Below are 19,014 nucleotides of genomic sequence, written 5' to 3'. Positions count from 1 at the left end.
CCCCACCCCGTCCCCACCCCCCGCCCCCCAGCCCGGTCAGGCCTTGGACGAGGCCACGTCCACCGGCCGGACCCGGAGCGCCACCCGGCCCGGGAGGGCAGTGGCCGGGAGGGCCAGCAGTCCGGCCAGGCCCACCACTCCCGCGTAGGCGACCGGAAGGACCGCCGGCGCCGCCGCCCCCGTCATCCCGACGCTGAATGCGGTCAGCACCGCCAGCGCGATCCCCGACCCCAGCACCACCCCGAGCAGCACCACCGACACCGCCTCCGCACGAAGCATCCGCAGCACCTGCCTCCGCTTCGCGCCCGCCAGCCTCAGCATCCCGAACTCCCGCACCCGCTCGGCCGTCGACATGGCCAGCGTGTTGACCACCGCGATCGCCGTGAAGGCCAGCACCAGCCCCATCGCCAGCAGGTTGATCTCCGCCCCCGCATCGACCCGCTCCGCCCGCACCTCGTCCGCGTCCCGCGCGGACAGCACCGCCACCCCCGGGAACTCCCGCACCGCCGCGGCCAGCCGCTCCCGCCCGGTCCCCGGCTCCGCCGCCACCAGCACGCTGCCGGAGAGGGGGTTGTCCACGTGCGCGGCCACCAGCCGGTGCGGCAGCGTCAGATCGCCGAAGCCCAGCCCCCGCGCGTACACGGCGGAGACCGTCAGCGTCACCGGGGTGCCGTCGCCCAGCGTCAGCCTCAGCGGGCTCCCCGGCTTCAGCCCCAGCTGCTCGGCGGCGAGTTCGCTCACCGCCGCGCTGCCCTCCCCGAAGCCGTCCAGGCTGCCACCGGTGACCTCGGGGTCCCAGGTCCGGCTCAGCCCGGCCGGGGTGACGCCCTGCGCGCCGTACTTCGTCAGGCCCACCCGTACCGACGTGTGCACGATCTCGGTGGCCGCCGTGACCCCGGGCGTACGGCGGATCCGCTCGGCGGCCTCCCCCGTGACGCCCGGCCCTTGAGCGGCCAGCACCCAGCCGGCCCGGACGCCGTCCCGGGCCTGCGCCCTGGCGGCGTCCCCGAGCGTCGGGGTGATGAAGAGCACGGTGCAGGTCATGCCGACCAGCAGCGCGAGCGGGGTGACGGCGGAGGCCATCCGGACGGCGTTGCCGCGCAGGTTCGCGGTGGCGAGGTGCCCGCCCGCCCCGGCCAGCCGCAGCGGACCGGCGAGCAGCGCGGTGGCGGCCCGTACGAGCAGCGGACCGAGCAGCGAGACCGCTCCGGCCAGGACCACCACGGCCAGGAAGGTGACCGGCGTGGACGCCGGCTCGGTGCGCAGGCCGGCGAGCACCACGACCAGGACCGCCCCGCCGGCCAGCAGCAGCACGCCGAGGACGCTGCGGATCCACGCGGGCCGGCGCCCTTCGAGCGCGGCTTCGGCGAGCGCCTCGGCGGGCCGGATCCGGGCGATCCGCCGCCCGGTGATCCGCGCGGCGGCCCAGGCGCCGAGGAGGCTCGCGCCGACGGCGGCGATCATCGGGAAGACACCGGCGGTGCGCTCCAGGGCGGTGGGGACGATCCCGCTGTCGACGAACCGCCCGTACAGCCAGGCGGCGAGCGGCAGTCCGGCGAGCGCCCCGGCGACCCCGCCGGCCAGGCCGACGAGCAGCGCCTCCCGGCCGATCATGCGCCGCAACTGCCGGGGCGTGGCGGCGACGGCCCGCAGCAGGGCGAGTTCGCGGTGGCGCTGCTGGACGGAGAGGGCGAAGGTGCCGACGACCACGAGGATCGCGACGAGCAGCGAGGTGCCGCCCATCGCGCCGCCCATGGAGACCAGCTTGATCCGGGCCCCGGCGGCGTCGAGGAATTCCACGGGTCCGCGCTCGTCACCGGTGCTGACCTGCGCGGTCGTTCCCTTCAGGGCCTGCGCGACCTGCCCGGCCAGCCGGCCGGGGTCCACTCCGGGGGCGGGCAGCACGCCGATGGCGCTGATCTGCCCGTCGCGGGCGGCGAGCCGCCGGGCCTCGGCGTCGGCGAAGAACAGCGCGCTCTGCTGGGCGAGGTCGCCGCGGGCGGTCTTGGCGACCCCGCTCACCCGGTAGGTCTTCGGCTCGCCGGTGGACTGCACGGTCAGCTCGGAGCCCGGTGTGAGTCCCGCGCGGGCGGCCAGCGCCCGGTCGACGACGACCTCGTCGCCGCCCTGGGGGGCGTGGCCCTCGGTGAGGGTGAAGGGGGTGAGGACGGCGGAGGTCCAGGCGTGCCCGTACGAGGGTTTCGCGTCGCCCGCCGGTGCCTTGACCAGCGGGACGGCCTGGAAGGTGAGTTCGGGCACGGCCCGCTCGACGCCGGGGAGGGACCGCACCGTGTCCAGGGTGGCGGCCGGGAGCCAGGCCCGTTCGGCGACGGGCTTGGCCTTGTGCTTCTCCTTCGTCTTGCCCTTCTTCTGCTTGACCGTGGTCTCGTGGACGTTCTGGTCGGCGGAGACGAGGACCGGCGTGGCCGCATAGCGCTCGGTGCCGATCTTTCCGCGGAGGCCCGTTTCCAGGAGCGTGCCGCACGCGGTGATGAGGGCGGCCGCGCACAGGAGCGCGACGAAGGCGCCGAGGAAACCGGCTTTGCGGTCCCTGACGGTCTGAAGGGCGTAACGCAGCATCATGCGGTCAACTCTGCCGCCGGGCCCGCCTCCTGACATTGGCGTACCCCGGCGTCCGCACCCGGGGGCTACCCCCACCCCGGGGCCACCGGCTCACTCCCCCGGGTACCCGAGGTCGTCGGCGTCGTCGCCCTCGGACTCCAGGGCGCGGCGCACCACCCGCAGGGCCATGCCCTCCGGGTATCCCTTGCGGGCGAGCATCCCGGCGAGGCGCCGGATCCGCTTGTCGCGGTCCAGGCCCCGGGTGGAGCGGAGCTTGCGCTCCACGAGCTCCCGGGCGGTCTGCTCCTCCTGCTCGGAGTCGAGCTGTTCCAGGGCTTCGGCCACGAGGGTGGCGTGCACCCCCTTGGTCCGGAGCTCCTGTGCGAGCGCCCGGCGGGCCAGGCCCCGGCCGCGGTGCCGGGACTCGACCCAGGCTCCGGCGAACGCGGCGTCGTCGATCAGGCCCACCTCCTCGTACCGGGAGAGGACCTGTTGCGACACCTCCTCGGGGATGCCCCGCTTGTGCAGGGCGTCGGCGAGCTGGCGCCGGGTGCGGGGGCTCCCGGTGAGCAGGCGCAGGCAGATCGCCCGCGCCTGCTCCTCGGGGCTCTGGGGCGGCAGTTCCGGGCGGCCTTCACGGCCGCCCCGGCTCTCGCCGCCCCCTTCCTGCTCCCGCACGGGTCAGCTCTTGGCGACGGCGGCCTTGGCCGTCGTCTTGGCCTTCGTCGCCGGGGCGGGCACGGCCGCGGCGGAGGCGTCGGCCGGCGCGTCGGCGGCCTCGCCGTCCGCGGCGTCCTTGCGCACGCCCACGCCCAGCTTCTCCTTGATCTTCCGCTCGATCTCGTTGGCGAGATCCGGGTTGTCCTTGAGGAAGTTGCGGGCGTTCTCCTTGCCCTGGCCGAGCTGGTCGCCCTCGTACGTGTACCAGGCGCCGGCCTTGCGGATGAAGCCGTGCTCCACGCCCATGTCGATCAGGCCGCCCTCGCGGCTGATGCCCTGGCCGTAGAGGATGTCGAACTCGGCCTGCTTGAAGGGCGGGGCGACCTTGTTCTTCACGACCTTGCAGCGGGTGCGGTTGCCGACCGCCTCCGTGCCGTCCTTGAGGGTCTCGATGCGGCGGATGTCGATGCGCACCGAGGCGTAGAACTTCAGCGCGCGACCACCGGTGGTGGTCTCCGGCGAGCCGAACATCACACCGATCTTCTCGCGGAGCTGGTTGATGAAGATCGCGGTGGTCTTGGACTGGTTGAGGGCACCGGTGATCTTCCGGAGCGCCTGGCTCATCAGACGGGCCTGGAGACCCACGTGCGAGTCGCCCATCTCGCCCTCGATCTCGGCGCGCGGCACGAGGGCCGCGACGGAGTCGATGACGATCAGGTCGAGGGCACCGGAGCGGACGAGCATGTCCACGATCTCCAGGGCCTGCTCGCCGGTGTCCGGCTGCGACAGGATGAGGTTGTCGGTGTCGACGCCGAGGGCCTTCGCGTACTCGGGGTCGAGCGCGTGCTCGGCGTCCACGAAGGCGACGGTGCCGCCGGCCTTCTGCGCGTTGGCCACGGCGTGCAGGGTCAGGGTCGTCTTACCGGAGGACTCCGGGCCGTACACCTCGATCACGCGGCCGCGGGGCAGCCCGCCGACGCCGAGGGCGATGTCCAGCGCGGTCGACCCGGTGGGGATGACCTCGATGGGGTCGTTCGGCTTGTCGCCGAGGCGCATGACCGCACCCTTGCCGAATTGCCGTTCAATCTGTGCGAGCGCGGCGTCGAGAGCCTTCTCGCGGTCGGTGCCTGCCATGGGTTCCACCCGGTTTGCTTGAGTCGATCGCTTCACGCCATTGACGCTAATGCCTGCCACTGACAATGCGCCTCCACGACCGGTTCGGCTGTGGATAACTCATCAGAATGGATGTTCGATTTCCCTGTCAAGCGCGCCACGCGGGACCCTCACCCGGGAGCGCGGGACGGAAGTGACAACCGCGGGTTGACACCCTCTCGACTGTCAACCTACGGTTGCACCTATGACGAACCCTTCAGTGGAACCAGTTCGCATGACCAATCCGGTACGCCTCGACGACCTCATCGAGGCCATCAAGAAGTCCCACAGCGACAGCCTGGAGCAGCTCAGCGGCGCCGTGGTCGCGGCCGAGCACCTCGGCGACGTGGCGGACCACCTCATCGGGCACTTCGTCGACCAGGCCCGCCGCTCCGGCGCCTCCTGGACCGACATCGGCCGGAGCATGGGCGTCACCCGCCAGGCCGCCCAGAAGCGCTTCGTCCCCAAGGCCGACAAGGAGGGCGACGCCGGTCTCGACCCGAGCGCGGGCTTCGCCCGCTTCACCCCCCGCGCCCGCAACGTCGTCGTGACCTCGCAGGCCGAGGCCCGCAACGCCGGCAGCACCGAGATCGGCACCGGCCACCTGGTCCTGGGCCTGCTGGCCGAGCCCGAGGGGCTCGCCGCGCTCGCGCTCGCCGCCCAGGGGGTCGCGGCGGACGACGTGCGCGCCGCCGTGACCGCCACGCTGCCCCCGGCGGCCGCGGAGCTCCCCGCGCTGATCCCCTTCGACGCCAACGCCAAGAAGGCCCTGGAGCTGACCTTCCGCGAGGCGCTGCGCCTGGGCCACGGCTACGTCGGCACCGAGCACATCCTGCTCGCGCTCCTGGAGCTGGAGGACGGCGAGGGCGTGCTCAGCGGCCTCGGCGCGGACAAGGCCGCCACCGAGGCGACCGTCACCGAAGCCTTGGCAGCCGTACTCGGCGGCGCGGACGGCGCCGAGTAGAGGCGTCCGCGTCCTCCGTCAGCGCGTACCGCTTCACGTACGCGCCGAGGAACGCCTGCAGCGTGGCGACGGCCGGGATCGCGACGAGCGCCCCGACCGCGCCCAGCAGGGCGGTGCCCGCGATGACCGAGCCGAAGGCCACCGCGGGGTGGATGTCCACCGTCTTCGAGGTCAGCTTCGGCTGCAGGACGTAGTTCTCGAACTGCTGGTAGATCACCACGAACCCGAGGACGTACAGCGCGTACCAGGGGTTGACGGTGAAGGCGATCAGCAGCGGCAGCGCGCCCGCCAGATAGGTGCCGATCGTGGGGATGAACTGGGAGACCAGGCCCACCCACACGGCGAGCGCGGGCGCGTACGGCACTCCGAGGATCACCAGCACGATGTAGTGCGCGATCCCGGAGATGAGCGCCATCAGGCCGCGCGAGTAGAGGTAGCCGCCGGTCTTGGTGACGGCGATCTCCCAGGCGCGCAACACCTCGGACTGCTTCGAGGGCGGCAGTACGGAGCACAGCGCGCGCCGCAGCCGCGGCCCGTCGGCGGCGAAGTAGAACGAGAACAGCGTGATCGTCAGCAGCTTGAAGAGGCCGCCGAGCACGGTGGCGGACACGTCGAGCACGCCGGCCGCGCTGTTCTGCACGTACTTGCGCAGCCAGTCGGAGCGCAGCAGGCTCTCCTGGATGTCCAGGCGGGACAGGTCGGTGCGGAAGGTGCGGTTGATCGAGTCGATCACCGAGTCGAGGTACCGCGGGAAGCCCTCCACCATCTCGACGATCTGCCCGGCCAGCATCGAGCCGAGCAGCGTGAGGAAGCCGGCGCCAGCGATGAACACCCCGAGGAACACCAGGAAGGTGGCGAGCCCGCGGCGCATCCCGCGGGCCGCCATCCGGGAGACGGCCGGTTCGATCGCGAGGGCGAGGAAGAAGGCGATCAGGATGTTGATCAGCAGCCCGATCAGCTGGTGAAAGGCCCAGCTGCCGAGCTGGAAGCAGGCGACCAGGGCCAGGACCAGCACCACGGCGCGCGGCAGCCAGGGGGGCATCCGCTCCTCCGCCCGGCCCCCGCCCGGCGGGCGGCCGCTTCCGGGCGGGCCGCCGGCACGGGCCGGGTCCACCGGCCAGGTCGGCGTCGTCTCCCCCGTTCCCCGGGGTGCTTCGGGCCGGTCCGTCGTCTCATCAGTCGCTGCCACGCCGCCAAGTCTGGCCCACCGGCGGCCCGTACCGTGAAAACCGCGCAGCTCAGCGCAGCGACGCCGGTACGTCCATGGCCGAACACACCGCCCGCCACACGTCCTTGGTCTCCCAGCCCGCGTCCAGCGCCTGGTGGACGGTCCGGCCGCCCAGCTCCGTCATGACGTGGTCCCGCGCGAAGGAGTCCGCGTAGGCCGCACCGAAGTGCTCCGCCATCCGCTCCCAGAAAATCGTCAACCGCATGACCCCAGTATCCCGCCCCGGAGAGTGCACCGGCCCCGTTCGTCCCCCCTCGCCGCGCCACGGCGCCCTACGGTTTCTCGCATGCCTGGAGACGAAGCCCCCTCGTCGGCCGCCCCGGCCCCGCTGGCCCGCGCCGAGCAGTTCATCTGGCTCACGGCCCGCGTGCTGGAGCAGCGGCGGTTCGCGTTCCACTTCCTCGGCGGGGACGCCGATGCGGTCGACACCGCCCTGTGCTCCTACCTCAACGGCGACGGCGGCTACGGGCACGCGCTCGATCCGGATCTGCGCGGACCGCTCAGCCAGCCCCTGCACACCGCGCACGCCCTGCGCGTCCTCGACAGCCTGGGCCGCTGCGCCGGCCAGCGCATCGAGCGGCTCTGCCGCCACCTGACCCGGGTCTCGACGCCGGACGGCGCGCTTCCGGTGGTGTTCCCGGCCCCGCGCGGCTATCCCGCGGCCCCCTACCACCCGGTCTTCGACGATCCGCCGGGCGAGCTGCTGACCACGGGCCCGGTCGTCGGCGTACTGCACCGCAACCGGATCTGGCACGCCTGGCTGTTCCGGGCCACGGACTTCTGCTGGGACCGGGTCGAGAGCCTGCGCCGCTCGCATCCGTACGAGATCCAGAGCGCGGTGGCCTTCCTCGACGGCTCCCCCGACCGGGCCCGCGCGGCGGCGGCCGCGGACCGGCTGGGGCGGCTGGTGCGCGAGCAGCGGCTCGTGGTGCTGGATCCGCGCCGGCGGCACGCCTACCCGCCCGCGCCGGGCTACGCGCCGGGCGAGCAGCTGTACCCGCACGACTTCGCGCGGCGCCCGGAGTCGCTGGCCCGCGGCTGGTTCACCGACGAGGAGCTGCGCCGCTCGCTGGACTTCCTGGCCGCCGAGCAGCAGGCGGACGGCGGCTGGCCGGTGCGCCGCCGGGCCTGGGCGCCGGGCAGCTCGCTGGAGCGGCGCCCGATCGCGACCCTGGAGGCCCTGCTCACGCTGCGGGCGTACGGCCGCCCGCTCGGGCCGGCTAGCCGCCCAGGGCCCGTACGCCCGCGGTGACGACCACGGCGGCCGCGACGACCAGCAGGAACGGGGCCCGCAGCAGCAGGGCGACGGCGGCCGCCGCGAGCCCGGCGGCGCGGGCGTCGAGGACGAGCGCGTGCCCGGTGCTGAAGGTCTGCTGGGCGGTGAGCGCGGCGAGCAGCGCGACCGGCAGCAGGGCGGCGAGGCGGCGCACCAGCGGCCGCTCCAGGGCCCCGGCGGGCACGAGCAGTCCGGCGAGCTTGACGGCGTAGCAGCCGACGACGGTGAGCCCGATGGCGATCCAGACGTTCACGAGCGGCGTCCCTTCATCCACAGCACGGCCGGCGCGGCCAGCGCGGCGATCAGTACGGGCACCCCGGCGGGCAGCACGGGCAGGAAACCGAGGCCGAGGACGAGGGCGAGGGCGGCGACGGCCCGCTCGGTGGCTGTCTTCAGCATCGGCGCGAGCAGGGCCAGGAACACGGCCGGTCCGGCGGCGTCCAGCCCCCACGCGGAGGTGTCGCCGATGGCCTCGGCGCCGAGCGCGCCCAGCAGGGTGGTGAGGTTCCACAGCACGTACAGGCTGAGCCCGGTGACGCCGAACCCGAGGCGGGCCGACTTCCGGCCGGGCTGCGCCAGCGCCACGGCGGTGGTCTCGTCGATGACCCAGTGCGCGGCGAGGGGCCGCAGGGCGCGCGGCAGGGCGAGCAGCTGCGAGAGCCGCAGCCCGTAGAAGGCGTTGCGCGTCCCGAGGAAGAAGGCCCCGGCGGCGGCGGTGAACGGGTTCCCGCCGGCGGCCAGCGCCCCGGCCAGCGCGAACTGCGAGGCGCCGGTGAAGACGAGCAGGCTCAGCACGCAGGCCTGGAGCACGCTGATCCCCGCTCCCGCTGCGGTCACCCCGAACGCGAACCCGGACAGCCCGACGGCCACCCCGACCCCGAGCGCGTCCCGTACGACGGCGGCACGCGGCCGCTCGACGGCGACCCCCTCGGGGGTCTCCTGCATCACCATCCGTTGTTCTCCCACGCCCCGAAACTACGCAGGGCGCGGTGGCCGGGTCTTGTACGTTCTTGCGCGCGGGCGGGGGCTCGCCCCCGGCGCCGCGGTCCCCCGTTCCATGCGGTACGCACCCGGCGGCACGCCCACGATCCGGGTGAAGTGCCGGTTCAGGTGCGGCTGGTCGGTGAAGCCGACGGCGACGGCCGCCTCGGCGGGCGGGGTGCCCGCGTCGAGCAGCCGGCGGGCCCGGCGCACCCGGGCGTCGGTCAGCCAGGTGTGCGGCGGCATCCCGTACCGCTCCCGGAAGGCCCGCAGCAGGGCGAAGGGGCTTGTCCCCAGTTCCGCCGCGAGCTGTTCCAGCGACGGCGGTCCGGCCATCCGCCCCTCCAGTACGGCCCGGGCCCGCTCGGCGTCGGCGGCGCCCGCGCGCCGTACCGTACGGGCGGGCAGCGGGCCCGCGTGCCGGCTGAGCATCCGCGCCACCACGCCCCGCAGCAGCGTGTCGGCGGCCAGCGCGTTCCCGGCCTCGGCGGCCCGGTGGACCTCGGTGATCGCCCGGGAGCCCTGCGGGTCGGCGACCATGTCGGCGGTGAAGCCGGGGGTGCCGCGCAGGGTGCCGATCTCGGCGGCGACCTCGGTGATCAGCTCGCTGGAGGGGTAGAGGGTGGCGTAAGCCCAGCCCTCGGGCACCCCGGCGCGAGCGGTGTGCGCCACCTCGGGGTTGATCAGGACCACGCTGCCCGGGCCGGCCCGCACCGTGCCGCCGGGGAGCCCGATCTCCTCGATGCCGCCGGTGACGGCCGCGATGACGTATCCGTCGTGGGCGTGGCGCGGGAAGGTGTGGCGGACGTAGTGGGCGCGCAGCAGGTCCAGCCCGGGCAGCTCGGGGTACTGCCAGTGCCGGGCCCACTCCCGGCCCTCGCGGCCCTCCGGGCGCCGCTCCCCGTCCTTCCCCGTCGTCCCCATCCCCCCATTCTGCGCCCCTCCCGGCGCGGGCGTTCTCGCAGGTCCGGCCCGTTGTCAGTGCCGGGGTGCAGGATGGGGGCATGTCCGGCTCCGCGCTCGAATCGTTCTCCCCCGCGACCCGCTCCTGGTTCACGGGGGCCTTCGTCAGGCCCACCTCCGCGCAGGAGGGCGCCTGGCGGGCGATCGGCGCGGGTTCGGACGTGCTCGTCGTGGCGCCCACCGGCTCGGGCAAGACCCTGGCCGCCTTCCTCGCCGCCCTGGACCAGTTGGCCTCGACCCCGCCGCCGGCCGAGCCGAGGAAGCGCTGCCGGGTGCTGTACGTGTCGCCGCTGAAGGCCCTGGCCGTGGATGTGGAGCGCAACCTCCGCAGCCCGCTGACCGGCATCCGCCAGGAGTCCGTCCGCCTCGGGCTGCCCGAGCCGGAGATCCGGGTCGGGATCCGCTCCGGGGACACCCCGCCGGCCGAGCGGCGGGCGCTGGCCACCCGGCCGCCGGACATCCTCATCACCACACCCGAGTCGCTGTTCCTGATGCTGACCTCGGCCGCCCGCGAAGCCCTGGCCGGGATCGAGACGGTGATCCTGGACGAGGTGCACGCGGTCGCGGGGACCAAGCGCGGCGCGCACCTCGCGCTGTCCCTGGAGCGGCTGGACGAGCTGCTGCCCCGCCCGGCGCGCCGGATCGGGCTGTCGGCGACGGTCCGGCCGGTGGACGAGGTGGCCCGGTATCTGGCGCCGCGCGGCAAGGTGGAGATCGTCCAGCCGCCGTCGGCCAAGGAGTTCGACCTGTCGGTGGTCGTCCCGGTGCAGGACATGGGCGAGTTGGGCGGCTCCCCGGCCACCGAGGGCAAGGAGGGCGGCGACAAGCCGTCCATCTGGCCGCATGTGGAGGAGCGGATCGTCGATCTGGTCCAGGCCCACCGCTCGACGATCGTGTTCGCCAACTCCCGCCGCCTCGCCGAGCGGCTGTGCAACCGGCTCAACGAGATCGCGTACGAGCGGGCGACGGGCGAGCGGCCGGCCGAGGGCGCACCGCCCCCAGCCGAGATCATGGCCCAGTCCGGCGCCGCCCAGGGCGCCCCGCCGCTGCTGGCCCGCGCGCACCACGGCTCGGTGTCCAAGGAGCAGCGGGCCCTGGTCGAGGAGGATCTGAAGGCGGGCCGGCTGCCCGCCGTGGTCGCCACCTCCAGCCTGGAACTGGGCATCGACATGGGCGCGGTGGACCTGGTGGTGCAGGTGGAGTCCCCGCCTTCGGTGGCCTCCGGGCTCCAGCGCGTGGGCCGCGCCGGACACCAGGTGGGCGCGGTCTCCACCGGCGTGGTCTTCCCCAAGTACCGGGGCGACCTGGTGCAGGCCGCCGTGGTCACCGAGCGGATGCGCACCGGCTCGATCGAGTCCCTGCGGATCCCCTCCAATCCCCTCGACGTCCTCGCGCAGCAGCTCGTCGCGATGACCGCCATGGACACCTGGCAGCTGGAGGACCTCCTCGCCCTGGTCCGCCGGGCGGCGCCCTTCGCGGCGCTGCCGGAGTCGGCGTTCACGGCGGTCCTCGACATGCTGGCGGGCCGCTATCCCTCGGACGCGTTCGCCGAGCTCAGACCCCGGGTGGTGTGGGACCGCGTCGCCGGGACGATCACCGGCCGGCCGGGGGCCCAGCGCCTCGCGGTCACCTCCGGCGGCACCATCCCGGACCGGGGCCTCTTCGGCGTCTTCCTCGCCGGCTCGGACCCGAAGAAGGGCGGCGGCCGGGTCGGCGAGCTGGATGAGGAGATGGTCTACGAGTCCCGCGTCGGGGACGTCTTCACCCTCGGCACCACCTCCTGGCGGATCGAGGACATCACCCGCGACCGCGTGCTGGTCACCCCGGCGCCCGGAGTACCGGGGCGGCTGCCGTTCTGGAAGGGCGACCAGCTGGGCCGCCCCCTCGAACTGGGCCGCGCGGTCGGCGCGTTCCTGCGCGAGCTCGGCGGCCTGACCGAGGAGGACGGCCGCCTGCGCCTGCTGGCGGCCGGCCTGGACGCCTGGGCCGCCGAGAACGTCCTTGCGTACCTCGCGGAGCAGCGCGAGGCCTGCGGGCACGTGCCGGACGACCGGACCATCGTCGTGGAGCGGTTCCGCGACGAGCTCGGCGACTGGCGGGTCGTGGTCCACTCCCCCTTCGGCGCGCAGGTGCACGCCCCGTGGGCGCTGGCACTGGGCGCCCGCCTCGCCGAGAAGTACGGCATGGACGCGCAGGTGATGCACGCCGACGACGGGATCGTGCTCCGCCTCCCCGACGCCGACCTGCTGAGCATGGACCTCCTGGACCACGACCCCTCGGCCACGCAGTCCTTCGAGTTCGACGACGAGCAGGCCCCGCTCGGCGCCGCCGACGTCGCCTTCGACCACGGCGACGTCAACCAGATCGTCACCGACCAGGTCGGCGGCTCCGCGCTGTTCGCCTCCCGGTTCCGCGAGTGCGCGGCCCGCGCCCTGCTGCTGCCCCGGCGCAGTCCGGGCAAGCGCACCCCCCTGTGGCAGCAGCGTCAGCGCGCTTCCCAACTGCTCCAGGTGGCCTCGGAGTTCGGATCGTTCCCGATCGTCCTGGAAGCCGTACGGGAATGCCTCCAGGACGTCTTCGACGTACCGGGCCTGACGGAGCTGATGGGCGACATCGAGGCGCGCCGGGTCCGCATGGTCGAGGTCACCACCCCCGAACCGTCCCCCTTCGCACGGTCGCTGCTCTTCGGGTACGTCGCCCAGTTCCTCTACGAGGGGGACTCGCCCCTCGCCGAGCGCAGGGCGGCCGCGCTGTCGCTGGACTCCCGGCTGCTGGCCGAACTGCTCGGCCAGGCGGAGCTGCGCGAACTGCTCGACGCGCAGGTGCTGGAGGAGCTGGAGCGGGAGCTTCAGTGGCTCACCGAGGACCGGCGGGCCAAGGACGCCGAGTCGGTGGCGGACCTGCTGCGGCTGCTGGGCCCGCTGACGGATGCCGAGCTGGCCGAGCGCGGGGCCGATCCGTCCTGGGTGCGCGAGCTGTCCTCGGCCCGACGCACCATCCGGGTGCGGATCGGCGGCGCGGACCACTGGGCGGCGGTCGAGGATGCGGGCCGGCTGCGGGACGCGCTGGGCACGGCGCTCCCGGTGGGTGTCCCGGAGGCCTTCACGGAGCCGGTCAAGGATCCGCTGGGCGATCTCCTCGCCCGGTACGCCCGTACGCACGGGCCGTTCACCACGGCCGCCGTGGCGGGCCGCTTCGGCCTGGGAGCGGCGGTGACCGAGGGCGCCCTGCACCGGCTCGCGGCGGCCGGCCGGGTGGTCCAGGGCGAGTTCCATCCGGCGGGCATCGGCCAGGAGTGGTGCGACGCCGCGGTGCTGCGCAGGCTCCGCCGTCGCTCCCTGGCCGCGCTGCGCCAGGAACTGGAACCGGTCCCGCCGGCCTCGCTGGCCACCTTCCTCCCGCAGTGGCAGCACCTGGGCGGGGCCCTGCGCGGCATCGACGGCCTGGCCCGGGCGGTCGAGCAGCTCCAGGGCGCGCCGGTCCCGGCCTCCGCGCTGGAACGCCTGATCCTGCCCTCGCGGGTCAGCGGGTACTCCCCGGCCCTGCTGGACGAACTGACCACCACCGGCGAAGTGGTGTGGGCGGGCGCCGGCGCCCTCCCGGGCAAGGACGGCTGGGTCTCCCTCTACCTGGCGGAGGCGGCCCCGCTGCTGCTGCCCCCGCCGCACCCGCTGGAGCAGAGCCCGCTGCACCAGGCGGTCCTGGCTGCCCTCGCGGGCGGGTACGGCCTGTTCTTCCGTCAGATCGCCGATTCCGTCCGCGCCGGGCTCCCCGAGGCATCCGACCTGGCCCTCGCTGAGGCGCTCTGGGACCTGGCCTGGTCGGGGCGGCTGACCAACGACACCCTGGCGCCGCTGCGGTCGCTGCTCGGCTCGGGCCGGACGGCGGGGTCCACCGCCCACCGTGCCCGGCGCACGATCCCCCGCGGCCGGTACGGCACGCTCGGTGCGACCGTGTCCCGGACGGGCCCGCCCACGGTGTCCGGCCGTTGGTCGGTCCTGCCGGCGCAGGCGCCCGACCCGACGCACCGGGCCCACGCCCAGGCGCGGACGCTGCTGGACCGGCACGGGGTGGTGACGCGGGGCGCCGTGGCCGCGGAGGGCATCGAAGGAGGCTTCAGCGCGGTCTACCGGGTCCTGTCGGCGTTCGAGGACAGCGGCCAGGCCCGTCGGGGCTATGTGGTCGAGGGGCTGGGCGCGGCCCAGTTCGCGATGGACGGCGCGGTGGACCGGCTGCGGGCCGCCGAGCGGACCCCGCCGCCGCTGGCGGCGGTCGTCCTCGCCGCCGCCGATCCGGCGAACGCGTACGGCGCGGCGCTGCCCTGGCCGGAGCCCCCGGCCGGGGCCACCCACAAGCCGGGCCGGAAGGCGGGCTCCCTGGTGGTCCTGGTCGACGGAGAACTCACCCTGTATCTGGAGCGGGGCGGCAAGACCCTGCTGGCCTGGCCGGACGCCGGGGATCCGCGGTTGACGGCGGCGGTGGCGGCCCTCGCCGCCGCCTCCCGGGCGGGCACCCTCCCGGCCCTCACGGTGGAGCGGATCAACGCTGCCGCCTCCCTGACGTCCCCCCTCGGGCCCGCGTTGGAGTCGGCCGGTTTCCACGCCACACCGAGAGGCCTGCGCCTGCGCTCCTGACTGGCCTCCTGACGGCGGTTCTGGCGGAGGCTCTGACGGCGCTCCGGACTGCGGCAGACCGGTCTCGACTGTGCCGCACGTGTCTTGGGCATGTCACAGGACTGTCGCCGACCCCCTCTGAGCTGGCACGGACACTTATTCGTCCCTTATCAAGATGATCACAGGCGTCGCGTTGACGATGCACAGTCATGGGGAGGAAGAAGAGTGAGCACCATCAGCATGCGCAAGAGCACCCTGGTCGCGGTCGGTCTCGCGGTCGCCGGCACCGTTGCCCTGACCGGCTGCAAGAACGGCAACGAGGACCCCGCCGCGGCCCCGACCGCCTCGGCCCCGGGCGGCGCCGGCGGCGCGGCTCCCGCCAGCCCGAGCGCGGCTCCGGCCAGCCCCTCGGCCGGCGGCGGCTACAGCAGCGAGGCCCCCGCGGGCGGGGCTGCCGACACGGCCAAGCCGGGCCAGGCCTTCAAGATCGGTGAGACCGCCACGGCAGCGTTCGAGTCCGGAAAGACCAAGGGCACGATCGGCCTCACCGTCACCGCGGTCGAGCAGGGCGACCCGGCCGACCTGGCCCCGCTCAACCTGGGCGACAAGGTGAAGGGGATGATCCCCTACTACGTCCGCTACTCGGTCAAGAACGTCGGCACCACGGACCTGTCGTACGCCGCGGTCGGCCACATGAAGGGCCTGCTCCCGGACGGCAGCGAGGCGCAGGGCGTGTCGGTCATCGGCAAGTTCGAGAAGTGCAAGGACGACGCGCTGCCGAAGGGCTTCACGAACGGCCAGACGACGACCGGCTGCGCGATCGCCCTGGCCCCGTCGGCACAGACGAAGGTCGTCGGAGCCCAGTACTGGGGCAACCCCTACAACTCGCTGAGCAACGGCAAGCCCCTCACCTGGAAGTAGGCCCCTCGCCCGGAAGCGCCGAGCGGCCCACCGGCCGCGCCCTTCCCGCACATCGAGCCCCTGCGACGGCACCCCGCCGCAGGGGCTCTGCCCGTTCCGGCAGGACCGCCCGTCAGCGCATCACCTTGACCCCGAAACGGGCGCCGCCGAGCGCGAACTGGATGGCGCTGTGCATGTGGGAGTACATCTCCATGCCGCGGGAGCTGACCAGCGGGCCGAGGTCGAGTACGTCCTGCCAGCCGTAGGACCGCAGGAGCTCGGTGACCTCCGCCTTGGCGTCGTCGTGGTCCCCTGCGATGAACATCGTGTGGTCGCCGCCGGCCACGGCCTGCGGACGGACGACGGTCTCCTGCTCCTGGGTGACACAGGCCTTGACGACCTTGACCTCCGGCAGGGCGCGCTGGATCCGCTCTCCCAGGCTGTCGTGGTCCACGGGATCCAGAGCCGGCATCACGCCCCAGGGGGTGGGCCAGGGATGGGCCTGCTCGGGGTTGTAGACGAAGGGGACCGCGTAGTCCATCAGGGTCTTGCCCGCGAGGTGCCTGCCGATGCCGCTGAGCACGCGCACCGCGTTGGCGCCGTCGATCCCGTTGATGACGAAGTCGCCCGAGGCCGCGGCCTCGTCGAAGTTCATGAGCTCGATGCCCGGATAGTCGGCGACCCACTGCCCGAAGGGTTCGATGCCCATGAAGTCGGGCTCGGTGCGGCCGAGGGTGACCTGGGAGTCCCGGGTGCCGACGTACACCTGGTGACCGAGTTCCAGCAGCCGGACCGCGTGCGCGCGACCTCCACCACCGGTACCGAGGACTGCGACCTTCATGGCGTTGCTCCGTTCGTGTTTCCCGACCCCCTGACGACCTCTCCACCGTATCATTGGTACGGACGTCCGTACCAATGTTTCTGTGCGAGGCTGATCCCATGCACGCAGAGACTCACGAGGAGGCCGCTCCCCGGCGGCGGACGCGCAGGCACGACCCGAACCGCCGCGAGCGGATCGCCCGGGTGGCGGAGGAGCTGATCGCCGAGCGCGGGCTGGAGGGGCTGACGCACCGGGCCATCGCCGAACGTGCGGACGTGTCGCTCTCCTCGACGACCTACCACTTCGCCGACCGCGAGGCGCTGATCCGGGCCGCCCTGGAGCGGGCCGCCGACCGCTTCGCCGCCTTCGTGCGCGACTGGGCCTCGGACCACGCCGACGCCACCCCGGAGCAGATCGCCGAGGCGCTGACCGACGGCGTCATGGCCTGCCTGGGCGAGGGCCGCACCTCGGCCGTCGTCGAGTACGAGCTCCACGTCGCCGCGCTGCGCCGCCCCGATCTGCGGGAGGCGGCGAGCCTGCCCGCCCGGGCGAGCACGGAGGTGATGACGCCCCTCCTCGGCCCCGCCGCCGCCGCGATGGTGCCGCCCCTGATGACCGGCCTGTGCCTGCACGCCATGACGGCTCCGACGCCGCCGACGCGCGAGGAGGTCCTGGCCATCCTCACCCACGCCCTGCTGCCGCCGCGCTAGGTCGTCCCTTTCGGATCTTGCCGGTTAAGCCCGCGTCGTCCGGTGCCGTGCATCGCAAGGCGGAGAGGCTCCCGATTACTGGACGTACTCGGGTGCCTCGACAAAGCGGCGAGGTGCGGTGCCGGGCGGCGCGGGTGAGGCAAGATCCGAAAGGGACGACCTAGCCGCGCCGGCACCAGGGCAGACGGACAATGGGGCCATGCCCGAAGGAGACAGCGTCCGGCGCGCGGCCACCCGGCTGCACGCCGCCCTGGCAGGCAAGCCCCTGACCCGCAGCGACCTGCGCGTCCCGCGCTTCGCGACCGCCGACCTCACCGGCCGGACCACCCTCGACGTCACCCCCCGCGGCAAGCACCTCCTGGCCCGCTTCGAGGGCGGCCTCACCCTGCACAGCCACCTCCGCATGGACGGCGCCTGGCACGTCTTCCCCGCGGGCGCGAAATGGCACGGCGGCCCCGCCTACGAGATCCGGGCGATCCTCGCCACCGCCGACCACACCGCCGTCGGCTACCGCCTCCCCGTCCTGGAGCTGATCCGCACCGCCGACGAGGACCGGGCCGTGGGCCACCTGGGTCCCGACCTCCTCGGCCCCGACTGGGACGCCGACCGGGCCGCCGCCAACCTCCTCGCCGCCCCCGAGCGCCCCCTGGGCGAGGCCCTGCTCGACCAGCGCAACCTCGCCGGGATCGGCAACATCTACAAGGCCGAGCTCTGCTTCCTGGCCCAGGTCACCCCCTGGACCCCGGTCGGCGCGCTCCCCGGGGCGACCCTCCCCCGGCTGGCCGCCGCCGCGCACCGCCTGCTCGCCGCGAACACCGGCGACCGGCCCGGCCCGCGCAACACCACCGGCAGCCGCCGCCCCGGCCAGGACCTCTTCGTCTACGGCCGCGCCCACCGCCCCTGCCTGCGCTGCGGCACCGCCATCCGCGAGGCACCGCAGGACGGCCGCCCGACGTACTGGTGCCCCCGCTGCCAGCCGGGCCCTACGCCCTAGTTGACGCTCCGTCAGATCCAGTCGTACGGTCCCGGCATGCCCACACCCAATGGCACACCCCATGGCACGTCCAGGACCCCGTACGACCTCACCGGGCGCACCGCCCTGATCACCGGCGCGGCCGGCGGCATCGGCCGCGCCACCGCCCTCCTCCTCGCCGCAGCGGGCGCGCACGTGCACTGCGCCGACCGCGACGCGCAGGGCCTCGCCGAGACGGCCGCCCTCGTCGCCAAGGCCGGCGGAGCCGCCACCGTCCACCCCCTCGACGTCACCGACCGCACCGCCCTGCGGGCCGCCGTAGCGGCCGCGGGCCCGCTCGACATCGCCGCCGCCATCGCCGGGGTCATGCACACCAGCAGCGTGCTGGAGACCGCCGACGAGGACCTCGACCGGGTATTCGACATCAACTTCAAGGGCGTCCTGCGCACCTGTCAGGAGGCCGCCCGCTCCATGATCGCGGCGGGCCGCCCCGGCTCCATCGTCACGATGGCCTCGGGCGCCGTGGACGCCGCCCAGCCCGGCCTGCTCTGCTACAGCGCCGCGAAGGCCGCGGTCGTCCAGCTGACCAAGACGCTCGCCACCGAGGCCGGCCCGAAGGGCATCCGCGTCAACGCCGTCGCGCCCGGATGGATACGCACCCCGATGACCGGCCGCCACTCCCCCGAGGTCCAGGAGCAGACCGAGGCGATGATGGTCCGGATGTCCCCGCTGCGCCGGGTCGGCGAACCCGAGGACATCGCCCAGGCCGTGCTCTACCTGGCCTCGGACGCCTCGTCCTTCACGACGGGTCAGATCCTTCGCCCGAACGGCGGAGTGTCGATGCCCTGGTAGCCGTGGCGGCGTCCGCCCCGGCCGCCGCTTCCGCCGCTTCCGGCGTCCCCCGCCGGGCCTTGCGCTTCGGCCCCGGAACACAGTGCACCGGCAGCAGCCCCAGCCCCCATCCGCCGACGGCCACCGCGCCCTCCACGGGGCCGGACTCCGCGGGCGCCAGGACGAGCCTCAGCACGGCCCACCACCACAGCGCCCCCACCGCCACGGCCACGGTGACCGTCAGCGCGAGGGCCGGAGCCGCGGGTATGCGCAGGAGCCATCGCACGCTGCCTCCCTGGGGCCGGGACCCGGACTGCCCCATCCTCCCGCACCCCTCCCGGCCCCGCACCCAGAACGGCCGGGAGCCCCGGCCGGTGCTCC

Annotated in this window: 17 protein-coding genes; 7 read left to right on the top strand and 10 right to left on the bottom strand. The window is 74.1% G+C overall.

Going from position 1 to position 19,014, the window contains the following annotated elements; translation table 11 throughout:
* Positions 1–36: 36 nt before the first annotated feature.
* From ACFTXQ_RS34655 to recA, 3 genes are all read right to left on the bottom strand, one after another.
* Positions 37–2,583 (bottom strand): FtsX-like permease family protein, encoded by a 2,547-nt coding sequence (locus ACFTXQ_RS34655; protein WP_382649049.1) that lies wholly within the window; start codon positions 2,581–2,583, stop codon positions 37–39.
* Between the two features lie 90 nt (positions 2,584–2,673).
* Positions 2,674–3,240, bottom strand: coding sequence for a recombination regulator RecX (gene recX, locus ACFTXQ_RS34650; protein WP_382649046.1), 567 nt, complete (start codon positions 3,238–3,240; stop codon positions 2,674–2,676).
* Between the two features lie 3 nt (positions 3,241–3,243).
* Positions 3,244–4,356, bottom strand: a complete 1,113-nt coding sequence (gene recA, locus ACFTXQ_RS34645) for a recombinase RecA (RefSeq protein WP_382649043.1) — start codon at positions 4,354–4,356, stop codon at positions 3,244–3,246.
* A 223-nt stretch (positions 4,357–4,579) separates the two neighbouring features.
* Between recA and ACFTXQ_RS34640 the strand changes: the two genes are divergently transcribed.
* Complete coding sequence (locus tag ACFTXQ_RS34640; protein WP_382649040.1) at positions 4,580–5,338, top strand: Clp protease N-terminal domain-containing protein; 759 nt, start codon at positions 4,580–4,582, stop codon at positions 5,336–5,338.
* Here ACFTXQ_RS34640 and ACFTXQ_RS34635 read toward each other — a convergent pair.
* Positions 5,289–6,380 carry an AI-2E family transporter gene (locus ACFTXQ_RS34635; protein ID WP_382649053.1) on the bottom strand — a complete coding sequence of 364 codons (1,092 nt, stop codon included), beginning with the start codon at positions 6,378–6,380 and terminating at the stop codon, positions 5,289–5,291. The genes ACFTXQ_RS34640 and ACFTXQ_RS34635 overlap by 50 nt on opposite strands.
* A gap of 196 nt (positions 6,381–6,576) precedes the next feature.
* Positions 6,577–6,771 carry a DUF3046 domain-containing protein gene (locus ACFTXQ_RS34630; RefSeq protein WP_030729208.1) on the bottom strand — a complete coding sequence of 65 codons (195 nt, stop codon included), beginning with the start codon at positions 6,769–6,771 and terminating at the stop codon, positions 6,577–6,579.
* 81 nt (positions 6,772–6,852) lie between these two features.
* Between ACFTXQ_RS34630 and ACFTXQ_RS34625 the strand changes: the two genes are divergently transcribed.
* Positions 6,853–7,818 carry a hypothetical protein gene (locus tag ACFTXQ_RS34625; protein WP_382649037.1) on the top strand — a complete coding sequence of 322 codons (966 nt, stop codon included), beginning with the start codon at positions 6,853–6,855 and terminating at the stop codon, positions 7,816–7,818.
* Here the strand turns inward: ACFTXQ_RS34625 and ACFTXQ_RS34620 are convergent.
* The 3 genes from ACFTXQ_RS34620 to ACFTXQ_RS34610 are packed head-to-tail and all read right to left on the bottom strand — an operon-like array spanning position 7,787 to position 9,747.
* Entirely contained in the window at positions 7,787–8,095 is a 309-nt protein-coding gene (locus ACFTXQ_RS34620; RefSeq protein ID WP_382649035.1) for an AzlD domain-containing protein, read from the bottom strand. The two genes, ACFTXQ_RS34625 and ACFTXQ_RS34620, sit on opposite strands and share 32 nt — an antisense overlap.
* Positions 8,092–8,793, bottom strand: coding sequence for an AzlC family ABC transporter permease (locus ACFTXQ_RS34615; RefSeq protein WP_382649051.1), 702 nt, complete (start codon positions 8,791–8,793; stop codon positions 8,092–8,094). The genes ACFTXQ_RS34620 and ACFTXQ_RS34615 overlap by 4 nt, the downstream gene beginning before the upstream one ends.
* 24 nt (positions 8,794–8,817) lie before the next feature.
* Positions 8,818–9,747 carry an AraC family transcriptional regulator gene (locus ACFTXQ_RS34610; RefSeq protein ID WP_382649032.1) on the bottom strand — a complete coding sequence of 310 codons (930 nt, stop codon included), beginning with the start codon at positions 9,745–9,747 and terminating at the stop codon, positions 8,818–8,820.
* An 80-nt stretch (positions 9,748–9,827) separates the two neighbouring features.
* On the opposite strand from ACFTXQ_RS34610, the gene ACFTXQ_RS34605 reads away from it, so the two are divergent.
* Both ACFTXQ_RS34605 and ACFTXQ_RS34600 read left to right on the top strand, forming a co-directional pair.
* Complete coding sequence (locus ACFTXQ_RS34605) at positions 9,828–14,420, top strand: ATP-dependent helicase (RefSeq protein ID WP_382649029.1); 4,593 nt, start codon at positions 9,828–9,830, stop codon at positions 14,418–14,420.
* A 204-nt stretch (positions 14,421–14,624) separates the two neighbouring features.
* On the top strand, positions 14,625–15,320 hold the full coding sequence (locus ACFTXQ_RS34600) for a hypothetical protein (RefSeq protein WP_382649026.1): 696 nt from the start codon (positions 14,625–14,627) through the stop codon (positions 15,318–15,320).
* A gap of 112 nt (positions 15,321–15,432) precedes the next feature.
* Here the strand turns inward: ACFTXQ_RS34600 and ACFTXQ_RS34595 are convergent, their stop codons facing one another.
* On the bottom strand, positions 15,433–16,140 hold the full coding sequence (locus tag ACFTXQ_RS34595) for an NADPH-dependent F420 reductase (protein WP_382649023.1): 708 nt from the start codon (positions 16,138–16,140) through the stop codon (positions 15,433–15,435).
* A 98-nt stretch (positions 16,141–16,238) separates the two neighbouring features.
* Between ACFTXQ_RS34595 and ACFTXQ_RS34590 the strand changes: the two genes are divergently transcribed.
* The 3 genes from ACFTXQ_RS34590 to ACFTXQ_RS34580 all read left to right on the top strand — a co-directional run bounded on the left by ACFTXQ_RS34590 (position 16,239) and on the right by ACFTXQ_RS34580 (position 18,654).
* Positions 16,239–16,829: a TetR/AcrR family transcriptional regulator gene (locus ACFTXQ_RS34590; protein ID WP_382649020.1), complete on the top strand. Its 591-nt coding sequence runs from the start codon at positions 16,239–16,241 to the stop codon at positions 16,827–16,829.
* A gap of 199 nt (positions 16,830–17,028) precedes the next feature.
* Complete coding sequence (locus ACFTXQ_RS34585; RefSeq protein ID WP_382649017.1) at positions 17,029–17,823, top strand: Fpg/Nei family DNA glycosylase; 795 nt, start codon at positions 17,029–17,031, stop codon at positions 17,821–17,823.
* Positions 17,824–17,859: 36 nt separating this feature from the next.
* Complete coding sequence (locus ACFTXQ_RS34580; RefSeq protein WP_382649014.1) at positions 17,860–18,654, top strand: SDR family NAD(P)-dependent oxidoreductase; 795 nt, start codon at positions 17,860–17,862, stop codon at positions 18,652–18,654.
* Here the strand turns inward: ACFTXQ_RS34580 and ACFTXQ_RS34575 are convergent.
* Positions 18,602–18,919 (bottom strand): hypothetical protein, encoded by a 318-nt coding sequence (locus ACFTXQ_RS34575; protein WP_382649012.1) that lies wholly within the window; start codon positions 18,917–18,919, stop codon positions 18,602–18,604. The two genes, ACFTXQ_RS34580 and ACFTXQ_RS34575, sit on opposite strands and share 53 nt — an antisense overlap.
* Positions 18,920–19,014 lie beyond the last annotated feature (95 nt).

It is taken from the genome of Streptomyces sp. NPDC057010 (genome assembly GCF_042673805.1).
In the GTDB taxonomy this organism is placed as follows: Bacteria; Actinomycetota; Actinomycetes; order Streptomycetales; family Streptomycetaceae; genus Streptomyces.
This window is presented reverse-complemented; position numbering and strand designations above follow the sequence as displayed.